Source organism: Methylovorus menthalis (assembly GCF_020523625.1).
Taxonomy (GTDB): Bacteria; Pseudomonadota; Gammaproteobacteria; order Burkholderiales; family Methylophilaceae; genus Methylovorus; species Methylovorus menthalis.
Map to the genome: position 1 here is coordinate 517,656 of NZ_JAJAQH010000006.1, position 15,996 is coordinate 533,651.

Consider the following 15,996-nt stretch of genomic DNA (forward strand, 5'->3'; position numbering starts at 1 on the left):
AACGGCTGGTGCGGCGCTGATGACTCTCATGCAAAAATAGATTGATTGCCAGCCCTTAAGCTTGCTTTAATCAGGGTGAGGATTTCACAGGGGTTGGGTTATGCATGTGCTTGTCATTGGCGGCGGTGTCATCGGGGTAACGACCGCTTATTACCTGGCTCGAGCCGGGCATAGCGTCACGCTGCTTGAGCGCGAGGCTGGCCCCGCCTTGCAAACCAGCTTTGCCAATGCCGGCCAGGTTTCGCCTGGTTACGCTTCCCCGTGGGCGGCCCCTGGCGTTCCACTCAAAGCATTGAAGTGGATGTTCATGCGGCATGCGCCACTGGCGCTTAAGCCCGATGGCTCTTTGGCGCAGATCCAATGGCTGTGGCAACTCTGGCGCAATTGCGATGCCCGCCATTACCTGCGCAACAAAGAGCGCATGGTGCGGCTGGCGGAATATAGCCGCGATTGCCTGGATGCCCTGCGTCGCGATACCGAGATTGAATATGAAGGCCGCCAGCTCGGCACCTTGCAGGTATTTCGTACCCAGCAACAGCTGGATGCCGCCGGACGCGATATTACCGTGCTGCATGAGGCTGGCGTGCCGTTTCAGTTACTGGATAGTCACCAGCTGGCCGATGCCGAGCCTGCCTTGCAACATGCGGCAGCGCGGCTCACGGGTGGCCTGCGACTACCTCACGATGAAACCGGAGATTGCTATCTGTTCACCACGCGTCTGGCGGCTATGGCGCAAGCCATTGGCGTGGTATTTGAGTACGGTGCAACGGCGAGCGCCATGCAGATCGAGGGTGGTCGCTTTATCGGAGTGCAAACGAACGAACGACTGATCACGGCCGATGCCTGTGTGCTGGCCGCTGGTGTATACAGCGCCCGTTTGTTACGCGGAATCGCCGATATTCCTGTTTACCCGGTCAAGGGCTACTCGATTACCCTGCCTATCCTCAATGAGCAACTGGCACCGCGCTCCACCATTCTCGATGAAACCTACAAGATCGCGCTGACGCGCTTTGACCAGCGCATACGCGTCGGTGGCATGGCGGAAGTGGTCGGTTACGATACGCGCTTGCGCGCACGCCGCCGTGCCACGCTGGAAATGGTGGTGCAGGATTTATTCCCCGGTGCGGGCGATACGACCAAAGCGAGCTTCTGGGCCGGGTTGCGTCCCATGACGCCGGACGGCACGCCATTGGTGGGCGCGACCCATATTCCCAATTTTTTCCTTAATACCGGACATGGCACCCTGGGCTGGACCATGGCTTGCGGGTCAGCACAGTTGCTCGCGCATCTCATATCGGGGCAGGCCGCGGATATCCGCCATGATGATCTGTCACTGGCCCGCTATCACCAGCCTTGAATGACTGCGAATAGCCATGAAAAAAGCCCGGGGATAAGCCTGGGCTTTTTGCTGCAAGGATGGACTGTTTGGCAGGCCACCAGGCGACGTGATTAACCGAACTTGCCGGTAATGTAGTCTTCTGTTTCCTTGCGGGTAGGGCGGGTGAAGATCATGTCAGTATCGCCGTACTCGATCAGCTCGCCCAGATACATATAAGCGGTGTAGTCAGACACACGGGCTGCTTGCTGCATGTTGTGTGTCACCACCAGAATCGTCAGCTTGTTGCGCAGCTCGGACATCAGTTCTTCGATGTTGGCAGTCGCAATCGGGTCCAGCGCAGATGTCGGCTCGTCGAACAGCATGATTTCAGGGTCGGTTGCCAGTGCGCGGGCAATGCACAGACGCTGTTGCTGACCACCAGACAGGTTGAATGCCAGGTCGTGCAGGCGGTTTTTCACTTCGTCCCACAGGGCTGCACCTTTCAGTGCTTCTTCTACCTTGTCATCCACGACGCGCTTGTTGTTCTCACCACGTACACGCAGGCCGTAAGCCACGTTTTCGTAGATGGACTTGGGGAAGGGGTTAGGCTTCTGGAACACCATGCTGATGCGCATGCGCACTTCAATCGGGTCCACGCCATTGGCCAGCACATTGGTGTTGTCTGGATGCATGATGATCTGGCCATCATAACGGTTGCCAGGGTAGAGATCGTGCATGCGGTTGAAGCAGCGCAGGAATGTCGATTTACCACAGCCGGATGGGCCGATCAGGGCGGTGATCTTCTTCTCATACAGCGGCATGGTGATGCCCTTGAGTGCCTTGTGACCACCATTGTAGTAGAAATTCAGATCGCGCGATTCAGCTTTAATCGGAGTTGAGGTTGTCACCATTTGATTAGTTTCCTGATTCTTAAATTAGTCTGTTCAGCCAGTAAGCGGGGATGTCCCGATTACCACTTTATATTCTTGCGGATGCGGTAACGCAGCCAGATTGCGGTGCCATTCATCAGCAGGGTAACCACGATGATGAGCGCGCCGGTGGCCGCTGCATTCATGTGGAATGCATGGTCAGGGCGGGACAGCCAGTTGAACATCTGGATCGGCATCACGGTAAAGCCGGAACTCAGCCACTCAAAATTGAGGAAGGGTGGCGTATCCGTAATCGGGGATGGTGGCAGGAAGGCAATGAAGGTCAGCGCACCAATCGTAATCAGAGGAGCCGTTTCGCCCAATGCCCGTGCCATGCCGATAATCACGCCGGTCAGGATGCCGCCGAACGAGTAGTGCAGCACATGGTGCAGCACGACTTGCCACTTGGTGGCGCCTACAGCATATGCTGCTTCGCGAATCGCCACAGGAATGCCACGTACTGCTTCACGTGTTGCCACAATGACAACCGGCAGGATCAGCAGACCCAATGTCAGGCCGGCGGTAAGAATGCTTTGCCCCAGATCGAGAATGTAAACAAACAGACCCAGTGCCAGCAAACCATACACAATCGAAGGAACACCCGCCAGGTTCGTCACGTTGATTTCGATCAGATCGGAGAACCAGTTCTTGGGTGCGTACTCTTCCAGATACAGGCCTGCTGCAACACCCATCGGCACGGCGGAAAGAAAGGTCACGATCATCACCAGCAGCGAACCTATCCAAGCCGATAACAGGCCAGCATGGGCTGCCCGGCGTGAAGGGTATTCGGAGAGGAACTCAAACGTGAAGCGCGGGTAACCATCCATCACCAGGTCGACAAACAGCGTCAACAAGGTCAGGAGGCCGATCATCAGCGCGATCAGGCCGATAATCGAGAATACATAGTCATTGAATTTGTGCCGGCGAATCATCGCCCGCACTTCTTCCAGGTTGTCCAGTACGGATGCTTGGTTACTCATGGTTTAATAAGTCTCTCTGAATTTCTTGCGGGTAAGGTGGCCCAGAATATTGAAGATCAGGGTCATTAACATCAGCACCAGACCTGCAGCAAAAATACTCTGGTAACCAATGCTACCGTGAGGCAAATCGCCCATGGCAACCTGCACGATGTAAGCAGTAATGGTGGATGCGCTTTCCATCGGGTTGAAGGTCAGGTTAGGTTGTTGGCCAGCCGCAAGTGCTACTACCATCGTTTCACCTACCGCACGGGAAATACCCAGGATGTAAGCGGCGATAATGCCGGAAATCGCTGCCGGGGTTACCACACGGATGGCTGTCTGAAAGCGCGTGGCGCCCATGGCATACGAACCTTCTCGCATGCTCATTGGTACAGCGCGCATGGCATCTTCAGCGACCGAGCTGATATAAGGCACGATCATGATGCCCATCACGATACCTGGGCCCAACATATTGAAGCCAGGCAGGCCGGGGATGAATTTTTGCAGCAAGGGTGTCACGAACAGCAGGGCGAAGTAGCCAAATACCACCGTTGGCACGCCAACCAGCAGTTCCAGGATGGGCTTGACGGTTTCGCGCGTCCTGTGCGAAGCAAACTCGGACAGGTAAATGGCACCAATGGTGCCAATCGGAATAGCTACCAGCAAGGCAATGGCCGAGGTGGTGAGCGTGCCGGAAACCAGAGGCAAAATGCCATAGTGCGCATCTTCAAACAGTGGCGTCCATTGCGTATCCGTCAGGAAGTCAATAATGGAAACATGCTCAAAAAAGCTTAAGGATTCGTAAAGCAGAATGGCGACAATTGCCATCGTGGTTGCTACTGCCGACATGGCAGCCAGCATAAGAAGGAATTCAATCACGCGTTCAACAAAATGTCTGCGGACGTTTTTTGCCAAACGTGCACTGATTTTCAGTTCAGTCTGATTTGGTAGCACTTGAGTAGCCGTGTTCACTTGATTTAGACCCGTGCATTGTAACGGAATTGAAGGGAGGGATGCGACATCGGGCAGGCATTAATGCCGCCCGATGTCGCAAGCCATTACTTGATACGGCTCAGCAGTTCAGGAATCTTCACGCCAACTTCAGGCACGCCACCAAAGCCAGTACCCGGCTTCAGAGACTTCCAGTGAGCTACCACGGCAGCGTATTCGCTGGATGGCAAAGGCACGTATTTCACTTCCTTGGTCAGCTCAGCAGCATTGGCCAGGTAGAAGTTGATGAACTCTTTGACTTCAGGCTTGAAAGCGCCTGCAGTTGCGTTCACATAGATGAACAGCGGACGGGACAATGGCTGGTAAGTGCCATTCATCACAGTTTCAGGGGATGGACCAACCGCTGGTGCGCCAGTCTTGGCAACGATAGGCACAGCGCGCAGTTTGTCGCGGTTTTCGTCAAAATAAGCATAGCCAAAGTAACCCAGGCCGCCGATGTCGCTGGATACACCTTGTACCAGAACGTTGTCATCTTCAGAGGCGGTGAAGTCACCACGGCTGGACTTGGCCTTGCCAACCACAGCTTCAGTAAAATAGTCGAATGTACCCGAGTCAGCGCCTGGGCCAAACAGCTTCAGTGGCTTGTCTGGCCAAGTGGCGTTCACTTGTTTCCAGGTCTTGATGCTGCCTTGTGCAGCAGGTGCCCACATCTTGTTCAGCTCTTCCACGGTCAAGCTCTTGATCCAGTCATTCTTTGGATTCACCACCACGGTCAGCGCGTCATAAGCAACTGGCAGTTCAATATATTGAATGCCGGCTTCCTTACATGCATCCATTTCCTTTTTCAGGATAGGGCGAGAAGCTTCGGAGATATCGGTTTCGCCACGGCAGAACTTCTTGAAACCGCCGCCAGTACCGGAAATACCCACGGTAACCTTGATCGCGCCTTTCTTGGCTTTCTGGAATTCTTCAGCGACCGCTTCGGTAATCGGATAAACCGTGCTGGAACCGTCGATCTTGACGATCTTTTCAGCGGCGTGAGCAGTAGGGATGGCGAACAGAGATGCGACAACGGCCGCCAGACCCATGCTTTGTACAAACTTCGATTGCATATAACCTCCATGGTTTGAATAAATCCGCGCTGCAGACGTCAGTTTCCGAGAGCGGGGGTACATAACTTGGGAGCACTTTAAAGCCTCTATGTTACAAGTTTGTGACAACGATGACGAAAGCTAAATTTAGCTGGTGATGCTCTAACATTTAAATCCGTAGAAAATGCTCAATCTGGTCGAGAGAAAACTCTTCTGATGCACTTTTAGTTGATATCTATCACCTGAGAATGTTTAGGGGTATTCGAAAATATGGACTCCATATTTTTAATATTACCCAAGCTCATGGCAGCTAAAGTCGAGAGTCTGGCTATTAAGATTAAGTTAACAATCCTTCCCCAAAAAATGAAAATAATGAAGAAGAATCTCCCCATGTGGTTATTGATCGCGGCACTCATGCCTTCATTTGTATATGCATCTGCTCTGGATGCTACTGAGGATGGCTATATCGGGCTGATCCCGGCCGGAAATTACAGGCTGACTAAGGGGAGATGCGATGAATGTCATGCATCTCCACAATCGCTTTGGTATTTCAAGGATGAAATAATTGGTACCACTGCTTACCGACCTTCCGATGACACTGTTTCGCTCGTCTGGCTTGGGTCGAGCAAGGTGTTTACCAATGCAAGAATACTGAATGAAGATACGATCGCGCTGAGCAATGGAGAAACCTTGGCCTTCGGGATTGTTCCTAAAATCAAAACCAACCTGTCCTACTTCAATCAGGCGAGTTTGGATTACTTGATGGACCATCCTGTTCGGTTACGTGGTGAGGTGATGGACGATAATGGTATGCCAAGGTTTGTAGCCCGGACCATATGGCCTCTGAATTTCAAGATACTGTCTTCACCACCCAAACCTCTGGCCCAAGGTGAGTCTCTTCAGCAGCTGGTCCGATCAAATAATGGAGGTGCCCAGCGGCCATTTCAGACGCGTGTTCTATGGCAGCGCCCGCCCTCACCCGATTCGGCATGGCAGGGTAAAGCCGTCATTGGTTTGATGTTAAATGGTGCTCAAGGAGATGACGATGAAGCACATGGAGGGCACTTTGGCATTTTGACAGGCCAGTACCAGTCGGATGGAGACTGGTCTCGATGGTTGGTGAATAATTTTTACAATTTGGATTCGTATAGCGAAAAAGGCATCATCGCTGCGCCTACTCCAGCTGACAAGTACCTGATGGATTTGAACAATGGCCAGAGTTACTATCGTCCATCCTACATGTTGGTGGCGATCATGCGCGATTCGTCAATTCCGCAACTCTACCAATCATCTATCAATAAAGTCTTTGAAGACTTCTACCGGCACAACATTACATACGATCATGCTAAATCGAACTGTGCAGGTATCAGTATCGATGCATTACGTCAGATTGGCTGGAAAGTGCCTGAAAGAGGTAGTGATGGATACTTGAAAGCGGTGGCTGCTTACTTGTATGTTGCGATTACCAGTAAAAGTCTGAAAGATGCCCGCAATGTATATAACTACATTACCGAAGAATCCACCAGGTTGAATCCTGCGGCAGCGTTTGATGCGATTGGCAATGATATGCTGATGCTGGCTAATCAGCATGCTGAGCGGTCTTTAACCTTAATCGAACGTCGGTTTTCGGAATCGATTGAAGCGTTGGTCTACGTTCAAATTCCGCAGATCCCATCTTCTCGTGCATTTGGTCAGGCTCCCGTATATTCATTTGATGAATACCTTGAGCGAGCGCCTGCAGATCGCAGCCAATGGAAGATTGTGCCGGTAGAGCCCAGGCCGTTTCCAGACAATCTTAAAGGTAAGGCGGCACTTGAGCTTGCCAAGCCCTCCATCGTGCCTGTGCCTGTTGCCATCGCACTGCTGTTAATGCTATCTAGCATAGTAGCTGGAGGCTGGTGGATTTCAAGAAAACTATAAAGACGTGGTAAGTGAGTTGTTTATAGCTTCAAACTGCTTAGTAGCCAGTCAAAATGAGCGGACGAGGTTTGATGTATAATCTCGTTTTTATTAGGTTTTATGGTAATGGAAGCAGAACAACTCAATCTGATCGCCCACCGTCTGGCTGATCTTTCTGAACGTAATCATGCCCTTCGGGGGTATCTTTGACTTCGAGACCAAGCAGCAACGCCTGGAAGAAGTGTCACAATTGCTGGAAGATCCCAGCATCTGGAACGATAACGAACGCTCGCAAAAACTAGGTAAGGAACGCCGCGAACTGGAGTTCGTGGTCAAATCCTTGACCGAGGTGGATAACAGCCTGCGCGACAGTGCCGAGCTGTTTGAAATGGCGCGCGAAGAAAACGATGATGCCACCTTGCTCGGTATTGATGCAGATAGCAAAGCCTTGGAAAAGCAGGTGGAGGAAATGGAATTCCGCCGCATGTTTGCCAACCCCATGGATGGCAATAACTGCTTTATCGATATTCAGTCCGGCTCGGGTGGTACCGAAGCGCAGGATTGGGCTTCCATGCTGCTGCGCATGTATCTGCGCTATTGCGAGCGTCGTGGCTTCAAGGTGGAAGTGCTGGAAGAGTCAGAAGGCGATGTTGCCGGGCTGAAGAGCGCTTCGCTGAAAATATCCGGCGACTATGCTTATGGTTATCTGCGGACTGAAAGTGGCGTGCATCGCCTGGTGCGCAAGTCGCCATTTGATTCGGGGAATCGTCGGCATACTTCATTTGCTAGCGTGTCAGTCTTCCCGGAAGTGGATGACTCGATCGAGGTTGAGATCAACCCGGCCGATTTGCGGATTGATACTTACCGGGCATCTGGTGCCGGTGGTCAGCATATTAACAAGACAGACTCCGCTGTGCGTATTACCCACTTGCCGACCAATACCGTTGTGCAATGTCAGAATGACCGCTCACAGCATCGTAACAAGGCTGAGGCCATGAACATGCTGAAGGCACAGCTGTATCAGCTGGAGCTCAACAAGCGCAATCAGGAAAAGCAGGCGCTGGAAGATGCCAAGACGGATATTGGCTGGGGGCACCAGATTCGCAGCTATGTGCTGGATCAGTCGCGTATCAAGGATCTGCGCACCAACGTTGAAATTGGCAATACCCAGGGCGTGCTGGATGGCGATCTGGATCCATTCATATCAGAAAGTTTAAAGCAGGGAGTGTAGTAAGTGAGCGAAGCACAACAGCCGATTGAGGCTACACAACAAGACGAAAACCATGTGATTGCCGAGCGTCGGGAAAAGCTGAAAGCGATCCGGGCTCAGGGGGTGGCTTTCCCCAATGATTTCAAGCCTGAGCATGTAGCGGCTGATTTGCATGCCAAATATGGCGAGCAGGACAATGAAACGCTGGAGCCCGCGAATGTACAGGTGAGCGTGGCTGGCCGCATGATGCTGAAGCGCGTCATGGGCAAGGCCAGCTTTGCCACCTTGCAGGACAAAAGTGGCCGTATCCAGCTGTTCATTTCCAAGGAGAGCATAGGTGAAGAGCTTTACGATGCTTTCAAGAAATGGGATATGGGCGATATTCTCGCCGCGCGCGGCGTGGTGTTCAAAACCAAGACAGGTGAACTGTCGATCAAGGTGAGTGAGCTGCGTTTGCTCACCAAGTCCCTGCGTCCGCTGCCTGAGAAATTCCATGGCCTGTCTGATCAGGAGACCAAGTATCGCCAGCGCTATGTCGATCTGATTGTGTCGGACGATACGCGCCAGACCTTTATTGCCCGCAGCAAGATTGTGGCGGCCATTCGCAGCTTCATGCTGGGCAATGAGTTTCTGGAAGTGGAAACGCCCATGCTGCATCCGATTCCTGGCGGTGCGTCGGCCAAGCCTTTTATCACGCATCACAATGCGCTGGATATGCAGATGTATATGCGCATTGCACCTGAGCTTTATCTCAAGCGCCTGATCGTGGGCGGTTTTGAGCGCGTATTCGAGATCAACCGCAATTTCCGTAACGAAGGTGTCAGCGTTCGCCACAACCCGGAATTCACCATGATGGAGTTCTACGCGGCTTATACCGATTACAAGTGGCTGATGGACTTCACCGAAAACTGCATTCGTGCGGCGGCGATTGCTGCCCGGGGTACTGCTGTGCTGGAATATCAAGGCCGCACGCTCGATCTGAGCCAGCCCTTCCAGCGCCTGACCATTGTGGGGGCGATTCAGAAATACGCGCCAGGCTATACGCTGGATCAGTTAACCGATATGACCTTCCTGCGTACCGAGCTGAAAAAGTTTGGGGTGGAAGCCTTTGCCCACGCCGGTCTGGGCGCGCTGCAATTGGCACTGTTTGAAGAAACAGCTGAAAGCCAGCTGTGGGAGCCGACGTATATTATTGATTACCCCGTGGAAGTCTCGCCGTTGGCGCGTGCATCGGATAGCAACCCTGAAATTACCGAGCGCTTTGAACTGTTTGTGACCGGTCGCGAAATTGCCAACGGCTTCTCCGAGCTGAATGATGCCGAAGACCAGGCGGCACGTTTCCATGCCCAGGTCGCTGCCAAGGAAGCGGGCGATGACGAGGCCATGTATTACGATGCTGATTTCATCCGTGCACTGGAGTACGGCATGCCGCCTACCGGCGGTTGCGGTATCGGCATTGACCGCTTGGTGATGCTATTAACCGACAGTCCAAGTATTCGCGATGTGATTCTGTTCCCGCATATGCGTCCCGAAGCCTGAATATAAACGCGAGCCCTGCTGCGGTGTGTTGCGGCAGGGCGACAAGGTTTATTATTTAAAAACAGTAGCTTGTATTTTTAAGAACGGATGAGCGTCTCCTGAGGGAGACGTTTTTTATTGGTTTTCAGGCGTATTCTGAAAAATCTGATAAGAAGTGTTCTTAAGTGATTGATTAATTGACTATTGTCAAAGTCGGCATGGTCGTTGCTCTTACTGCTCTGGTAAATGTGATGTCTGCATTTCGACATTTTTTACCATCATGAAAGAGGTTTACCCATGTTAAACAAGCAAGGTCTATTCAATCGAGGTGCCCAACCTTCTCCAGCACAATCCACTCCGAGCAGCCGTCCAGCAACATCGCCTTTATCCGCAGGTGCTTCCACCACGACCAGCGCCCCATACCCAGCCAGCCAGCCATCAGCGGTGGCATCCGCTACCGCTGCATCCACCGTAGCAGACAATAAGACGGGTACAGAAAACCAAGAGATCTCGGGTAGCCGCCTGATAGTCGGGCCGGATGTCAAACTTAAAGGTGCCGAAATACAAGACTGCGATACTTTGGTGGTAGAAGGTCGAGTCGAAGCTACCATGGATAGCCGTGTCATCCAGATTGCCGAAGCAGGTGAATTTTCTGGCAAGGTAGGCATCGATGTCGCCGAGATATATGGAAAGTTTGAAGGTGAGCTGACTGCGCGTAGCCAGCTCATCATTCATGCCAGCGGACGCGTCAGCGGTAAAATCCGTTACGGCAAAATTTTTATTGAAGAAGGTGGAGAGTTGTCCGGCGATATTGCCTCAATCTCAACAGACAATACCAGCCATAAAGCCAGCCCATTGCGGGCAGCGGCCAGTGCCAGCCAAGCCTAGCTGCGTTTTACGCTCCAGCGCTTAAGGTGGCTGGAGCTGTCTCTATCGATATTTCACCATGTTGTATTTATGCAACGTCAACATGACGAATTCATTATCCGTCATCAATCTGTCACATTGAATCATCAAAATCGCTCCCGTGTTGAAACTCAACAAAACGAATTTATAGTTTTTTAACCGGGAGTAATCTAATGAAAAGTATCAAGCTGCGCGGCGTCTGTGCTGCAGTTTCTGGGGCACTACTGTTCGGTTTTGGCGCTAACGCCATGGCCGACTCCACTGTTGACATCGTCAATGCTCTGGTGAGCAAGGGTGTATTGACCGAAGAAGAAGGTAACCTGCTGACCAAGGGCCGCGAAGGCGAAAAGCTGGGTCAGGAAAAAGCCATGAAAACGGCTGGCAAGATCAAGATTTCTGACGTGATCGATAGCGCTACTTTGTATGGCGATATTCGTGCACGTTACGAATTCCGTAATGGCGAAGACACTGCCAGCAATGGTGAAGATCGTACGCGTGGTCGCTACAAGATGCTGTTGGGCGTGAAGACCGAAGCCGGTGATTTCTACTCTGACCTGGCTTTGTCCATGGGTTCAGGTGGTCGTTCCGACAATGCCACGTTTGGTAATGGTAACAACGGTGCAAATGGTAAGGAAAGCGTTTACGTCAAGCGCGCCATGCTCGGCTGGAAAGCGACTGATTGGTTGAAGGTTGAAGCTGGTCGTGTGGCTAACCCTCTGTATACCACTTCCATGGTATGGGATGCGGATCTGACATTTGAAGGTCTGGTAGAAAAGATTGACTACAAGTGGGGCAAGGTAAACCTGTTCGGTAATTTCGCACAGTCTCAATACCGTGGCGACCGTCAGGATTATTACAATATCGATACCAGCTCCGAACGTAAAACCAACACACTGTTGGCTTTCCAGGGTGGTGCCAAGTTTGATATTACCGATACGGTATCTGCCAAAGCTGCGATCACTTACACCACCTACACAAGTGATAACGGCACTGGCACTGGTGCTTTTGTACCAGGCTTGGGTACTACCACGACCGTTGGTTCTACCCTCGGTACCAATGTTACCTCGACTAATGATATCCGCACCATTGAAATCCCGGCTGAACTGGGCTTCAAACTGGCAAACAACATGAAGCTGAATGTGTTTGGTGATTATGTAGTCAACCTAGATGGTGATGACCGCTTTGACGCTGCTGTCGCTGCTGCTACGGCCGGTGCTACTCGGAATGCGATCAATGCTGCTGGTAACGATGACAAAGCCTGGCTGGTGGGTGTAGGCCTGGAACAAAAGCAGGACAAGAACCCCAAGAAGGGTGACTGGTCTGCCAAGCTCTGGTACCAGGACGTTGGTGTTTATGCACTTGATCCTAACGCCGTGGACTCTGACTTCATGGATTCCAAAGTCAACCTGAAGGGTGTCGTGTTCAAGGGTGAATACCTGGTGCGTGACAATGTCTTCCTGAACCTGGCTGCTGGTCATGCTACTCGCAAGAATGACCGTCTGGCCGCCACTGGCGCAGGTGATATTAATCTGAACCTCGACAGCTACAATCTGTATCAACTGGACGTCACTTACAAGTTCTAAGTTGATAAGTGATGAGCATGCCGGCAACATGGCATGCATATCCCGAAAAACCCGCCATGAATATGGCGGGTTTTTTATGCTTAATGGGCATGGTGTTTAGCTATCCCTGACATGGCAATGCAAGGCGTCAGCTGGCGCGGAGATTAAAGCTTAAAGTCCCTTTTAGTAATAGGATTTTTGGCGTTTGTTGTGTACGATTACATAAAAATTCATATTATAAATCAGGGAAATGTACACCAGTCTCAACACTCGGCCGCGGCCACTTTCTATCCGCAATATCGTTAAACTCAGCCTGGTTGTTTTAGTTTATTACTTGCTCGGTAGTCTTAATCTCTGGATTCCCATTCCGGATGCCTGGGCGAGCTTGATCAGCCCGACAGCGGGATTCTCGCTGGCCATTCTGCTGGTGTTTGGTTATCGTGCCTGGCCTGCCATCTTTATTGGCTCCCTGATTACCCATTTGAATTCCACTGTGTATTACGTCGCCACCACCATGGCGGTGGGAGATACTCTGGAAACCCTGCTGGCGTGTTATCTGCTGAAGCAGGTGGCGCGTTTTGATCCCGCGCTGATTCGTCTGCGGGATTTCTTGACGCTGGTATTTTTTGCGGTGGGAATCAGCCCGCTGGTCAGCGCTTTTATCAATGTGCTGATGCTGATGGTCATTGGGGCTGATCCAGCCACGCTCGCCAACAGCTTTACCAACTCATGGCTGGAGGATGCTTTCAGCTATCTCTTGTTCACGCCCGTGGTACTGGCTGTTTATCACTATGAGCCGATTCGCTGGAGCTGGGGGCGTGCTGCCGAGGCCTTGGTTCTTGCTGGACTGGTCATCTTCAGTTGCCTGTTGACCATGCTGGGTGCCATGGATAAATCCATTTCACAGTTGATGCAACCGCAGGCGTTCATGCTGTTTCCTCTGGTGATGTGGGCAGCGTTGCGGTTTCACCAGCGCGGTGCGGCGCTCAGTGTGTTATTTGTCGCCATGACGGCATTGTGGGGCGGCGCGCATGGATTGGGGACATTTGCCCATGATTTTGCCCAAGCCAATCTGCTGGATTACTGGATGTATGTGCTTGTGCTATCGTCAACCGGCGTTGCCTTGTCTGGTTTGAATGCCGGGCGTATCCGTTCGGAAGCGCGACTCAAGGAGCAGCTCGATACCTATGATGCCCTGCTGCATGCTCAAGCCGATGTGAATGAAGGCGTGGCGATTATTCATCGCGGCAAGATCGTCTATGGCAACGATGCCTTGTGGCGCATTGGCGGCTACAGTCCCGGTGATATTCCCCTGGGCTCCGATTTTTTCAGTTTGATCCACCCGTCGGACCGCAAACGGGTGGGCGAGATTTACCAGCAGCGTTTGCAGGATATGGATGTGCCTACGCGTTATGAAGCCCTGGGCCTGGGGAAAAACGGCCGTGCGATTCATATCGAGATTGCGGCTGCCCAGTATCGGGATGACAGCCAGCGCATCGTGACGCTGATTATTGACATCAGCAGCCGTAAAAAAGCCGAAGCCGAGCTCGTGAAAAGCCAGCAGGATTACCGGGAGCTGGTGGAGTCGGTGCAGGCGATTGTCTGGCGGGCGATTCCTGGCGGAAAATTTACCTTTGTCAGTAAGGAAGCCGAAGCGCTGCTGGGCTATCCGCTTGCGCAGTGGACTCAGGATGCCGATTTCTGGGCCGACAAGATTCATCCTGATGACCGCGATTGGGTGGTGGAGTATTGCCGCACCGAATCGCTCAAGCTGACAAGCTTTGATTTTGATTATCGGATGATCGCGGCGGATGGCCGCGTGGTTTGGATGAAGGATATCGTCAAGGTGATTCCCAATATGTCCAACACCCGCCCAGCTGAACTGGTGGGCGTGATGCTGGATATCACGGCCAGCAAGGCCGCTGAGTCAGATCTCCGCCTGGCCCGCCAGGTGTTTGACAATACGGCAGAAGGCATCGTGATTACGGATCCGGCTTTCCGGGTGCTGGAAGTCAACCAGGCTTACCAGTTGATTACGGGATACGAGAAAGAAGAGATCATCGGCAAGCTGCCGTCGGTCATGCTGGCTGGGCTGCATGAGCAAGCCTACTACGACCTCATCCGGCAGACGCTGGAACATGAGGGCCAGTGGGTAGGCGAAATCTGGAATCGGCGCAAATCGGGCGAGAGTTATCCCGAGTGGTTATCCATCAGCCAGGTGACCGATGTCAAAGGCACCGTGCAGAATTATGTGGCTGTGTTCACCGATATCACCCAACGCAAATTATCCGAAGAGCGCCTGCAGTTCCTGGCCAACCACGATGCGCTGACGCATCTGCCCAACCGGGCCTTGTTGCAGGAGCGCATTGATCAGGCCTTGAGTCGCGCACAGCGCAACAAGACCGCGATTGCCGTCTTGTTCATTGATCTTGATCGCTTCAAGATCATCAACGATACCTTGGGTCACCAGACGGGCGACATGCTGCTGCAGGAGGGCGCCAAGCGTCTCAAGGAGTGCCTGCGTGAGACGGATACCGTGGCGCGGCAGGGCGGGGATGAGTTTGTTGTGCTGGTGGAAGACTGCGGCGATACCGATTACCTCAATACCATTGCCCGCAAGATCATGGCGGCCCTGGCGCAACCCTTTATCCTGGTTGGGCGTGAGCTCTTCATCAGTGCCAGTATTGGCATCAGCGTGTACCCGGATGATGGCCTGGATACGGCCAGTTTGCTCAAGCATGCCGATGCTGCCATGTACCGCGCCAAGGAATCCGGCAAAAATACCTTCCGCTTTTATGCGGCAGAGGCCAATACCAATAGCGTGGAATTATTAACGCTGGAAAACAATCTGCGCCGGGCCGTTGAACGCAATGAGTTCGTGCTGCATTACCAGCCCAAGGTGGATTTGCGCTCGCAGAAAATCATCGGTGCCGAGGCGGTGGTGCGCTGGCAGCATCCTGAATTGGGCATGCTGTCACCCATGCAGTTTATTCCCCTCGCGGAAGAGACCGGTCTGATTATCGACATTGGCGCCTGGATCATGCGTGAATCCTGTCGACAAGCCGTGGAGTGGCAACAGCTCACCGGGCAGACCGTTCGGGTCGCTGTCAATCTCTCCGCCCGCCAGTTCCGCGATGAGACCCTGCGGCAAACCATAGCCGATGCACTGGCAGAGAGTGGGTTGACGGCAGACTGTCTGGAATTGGAAATTACGGAAAGCATGATCATGCACAATGCCGAGCGGGCGCGTGAGGTGCTGCAACACTTCCACGACCTCGGCGCCCATGTGCTGATTGATGACTTTGGCACCGGCTATTCTTCGTTCGGCTATCTCAAGCACTTCCCGATAGATTCACTCAAGATCGACCGGTCGTTTGTGCGCGATATCCCCGATGACGTGGACGACATGGCGATTACCCAAGCCATTATCGCCATGGCGCACAGCCTGCAGATCAAGGTGGTGGCAGAAGGCGTGGAAACTCATGAACAGCTGGCGTTCCTGAAAAAGCAGGGCTGCGACCAAATTCAGGGGTTCCTGTTCAGCGAGCCGCTGCATAGCCACGACTTTGTTCGCATGCTTAAACTGCAGCCCATGCTCAGGCTGCAGCTGGGTGAGGCAGCGGTGGCCTGAGCCGACGCCCGCTGCGTAGTTC

The 15,996-nt window shown here is 52.7% G+C and carries 11 protein-coding genes; 7 read left to right on the plus strand and 4 right to left on the minus strand.

The annotated features are described in order from the left end of the window. Nucleotides 1-100 precede the first annotated feature (100 nt). Nucleotides 101-1,357 (plus strand): D-amino acid dehydrogenase, encoded by a 1,257-nt coding sequence (locus tag LG204_RS08270; protein ID WP_230336826.1) that lies wholly within the window; start codon nucleotides 101-103, stop codon nucleotides 1,355-1,357. Nucleotides 1,358-1,449: 92 nt separating this feature from the next. On the opposite strand, the gene pstB is transcribed toward LG204_RS08270, so the two are convergent. From pstB to LG204_RS08290, 4 genes are all read right to left on the minus strand, one after another. After that, on the minus strand, nucleotides 1,450-2,229 hold the full coding sequence (pstB, locus tag LG204_RS08275; protein ID WP_013442647.1) for a phosphate ABC transporter ATP-binding protein PstB: 780 nt from the start codon (nucleotides 2,227-2,229) through the stop codon (nucleotides 1,450-1,452). Between the two features lie 59 nt (nucleotides 2,230-2,288). Continuing rightward, nucleotides 2,289-3,227 carry a phosphate ABC transporter permease PstA gene (pstA, locus tag LG204_RS08280; RefSeq protein ID WP_013442646.1) on the minus strand — a complete coding sequence of 313 codons (939 nt, stop codon included), beginning with the start codon at nucleotides 3,225-3,227 and terminating at the stop codon, nucleotides 2,289-2,291. Between the two features lie 3 nt (nucleotides 3,228-3,230). Further along, nucleotides 3,231-4,178 (minus strand): phosphate ABC transporter permease subunit PstC, encoded by a 948-nt coding sequence (gene pstC, locus LG204_RS08285; RefSeq protein ID WP_230336827.1) that lies wholly within the window; start codon nucleotides 4,176-4,178, stop codon nucleotides 3,231-3,233. A gap of 86 nt (nucleotides 4,179-4,264) precedes the next feature. Then, nucleotides 4,265-5,269, minus strand: a complete 1,005-nt coding sequence (locus tag LG204_RS08290; protein WP_230336828.1) for a PstS family phosphate ABC transporter substrate-binding protein — start codon at nucleotides 5,267-5,269, stop codon at nucleotides 4,265-4,267. Between the two features lie 351 nt (nucleotides 5,270-5,620). Between LG204_RS08290 and LG204_RS08295 the strand changes: the two genes are divergently transcribed. The 6 genes from LG204_RS08295 to LG204_RS08320 all read left to right on the plus strand — a co-directional run bounded on the left by LG204_RS08295 (nucleotide 5,621) and on the right by LG204_RS08320 (nucleotide 15,974). After that, complete coding sequence (locus LG204_RS08295; protein ID WP_230336829.1) at nucleotides 5,621-7,168, plus strand: hypothetical protein; 1,548 nt, start codon at nucleotides 5,621-5,623, stop codon at nucleotides 7,166-7,168. A gap of 105 nt (nucleotides 7,169-7,273) precedes the next feature. Further along, a protein-coding gene (gene prfB, locus LG204_RS08300; protein ID WP_148211171.1) for a peptide chain release factor 2 occupies nucleotides 7,274-8,378 on the plus strand; the annotation gives its coding sequence in 2 pieces (ribosomal slippage) (nucleotides 7,274-7,354 and nucleotides 7,356-8,378; 1,104 coding nt in all). Nucleotides 8,379-8,381: 3 nt separating this feature from the next. Then, a complete protein-coding gene (lysS, locus tag LG204_RS08305; RefSeq protein WP_230336830.1) occupies nucleotides 8,382-9,896 on the plus strand; it encodes a lysine--tRNA ligase in 1,515 nt (504 codons plus the stop codon). Nucleotides 9,897-10,172: 276 nt separating this feature from the next. Then, the gene (locus LG204_RS08310; protein ID WP_230336831.1) at nucleotides 10,173-10,763 is read left to right on the plus strand and encodes a bactofilin family protein; all 591 of its coding nucleotides are present in this window, start codon (nucleotides 10,173-10,175) and stop codon (nucleotides 10,761-10,763) included. Nucleotides 10,764-10,954: 191 nt separating this feature from the next. Continuing rightward, nucleotides 10,955-12,364 carry a putative porin gene (locus LG204_RS08315; RefSeq protein WP_230336832.1) on the plus strand — a complete coding sequence of 470 codons (1,410 nt, stop codon included), beginning with the start codon at nucleotides 10,955-10,957 and terminating at the stop codon, nucleotides 12,362-12,364. 229 nt (nucleotides 12,365-12,593) lie between these two features. Next, the gene (locus tag LG204_RS08320) at nucleotides 12,594-15,974 is read left to right on the plus strand and encodes a bifunctional diguanylate cyclase/phosphodiesterase (protein ID WP_230336833.1); all 3,381 of its coding nucleotides are present in this window, start codon (nucleotides 12,594-12,596) and stop codon (nucleotides 15,972-15,974) included. Nucleotides 15,975-15,996 lie beyond the last annotated feature (22 nt).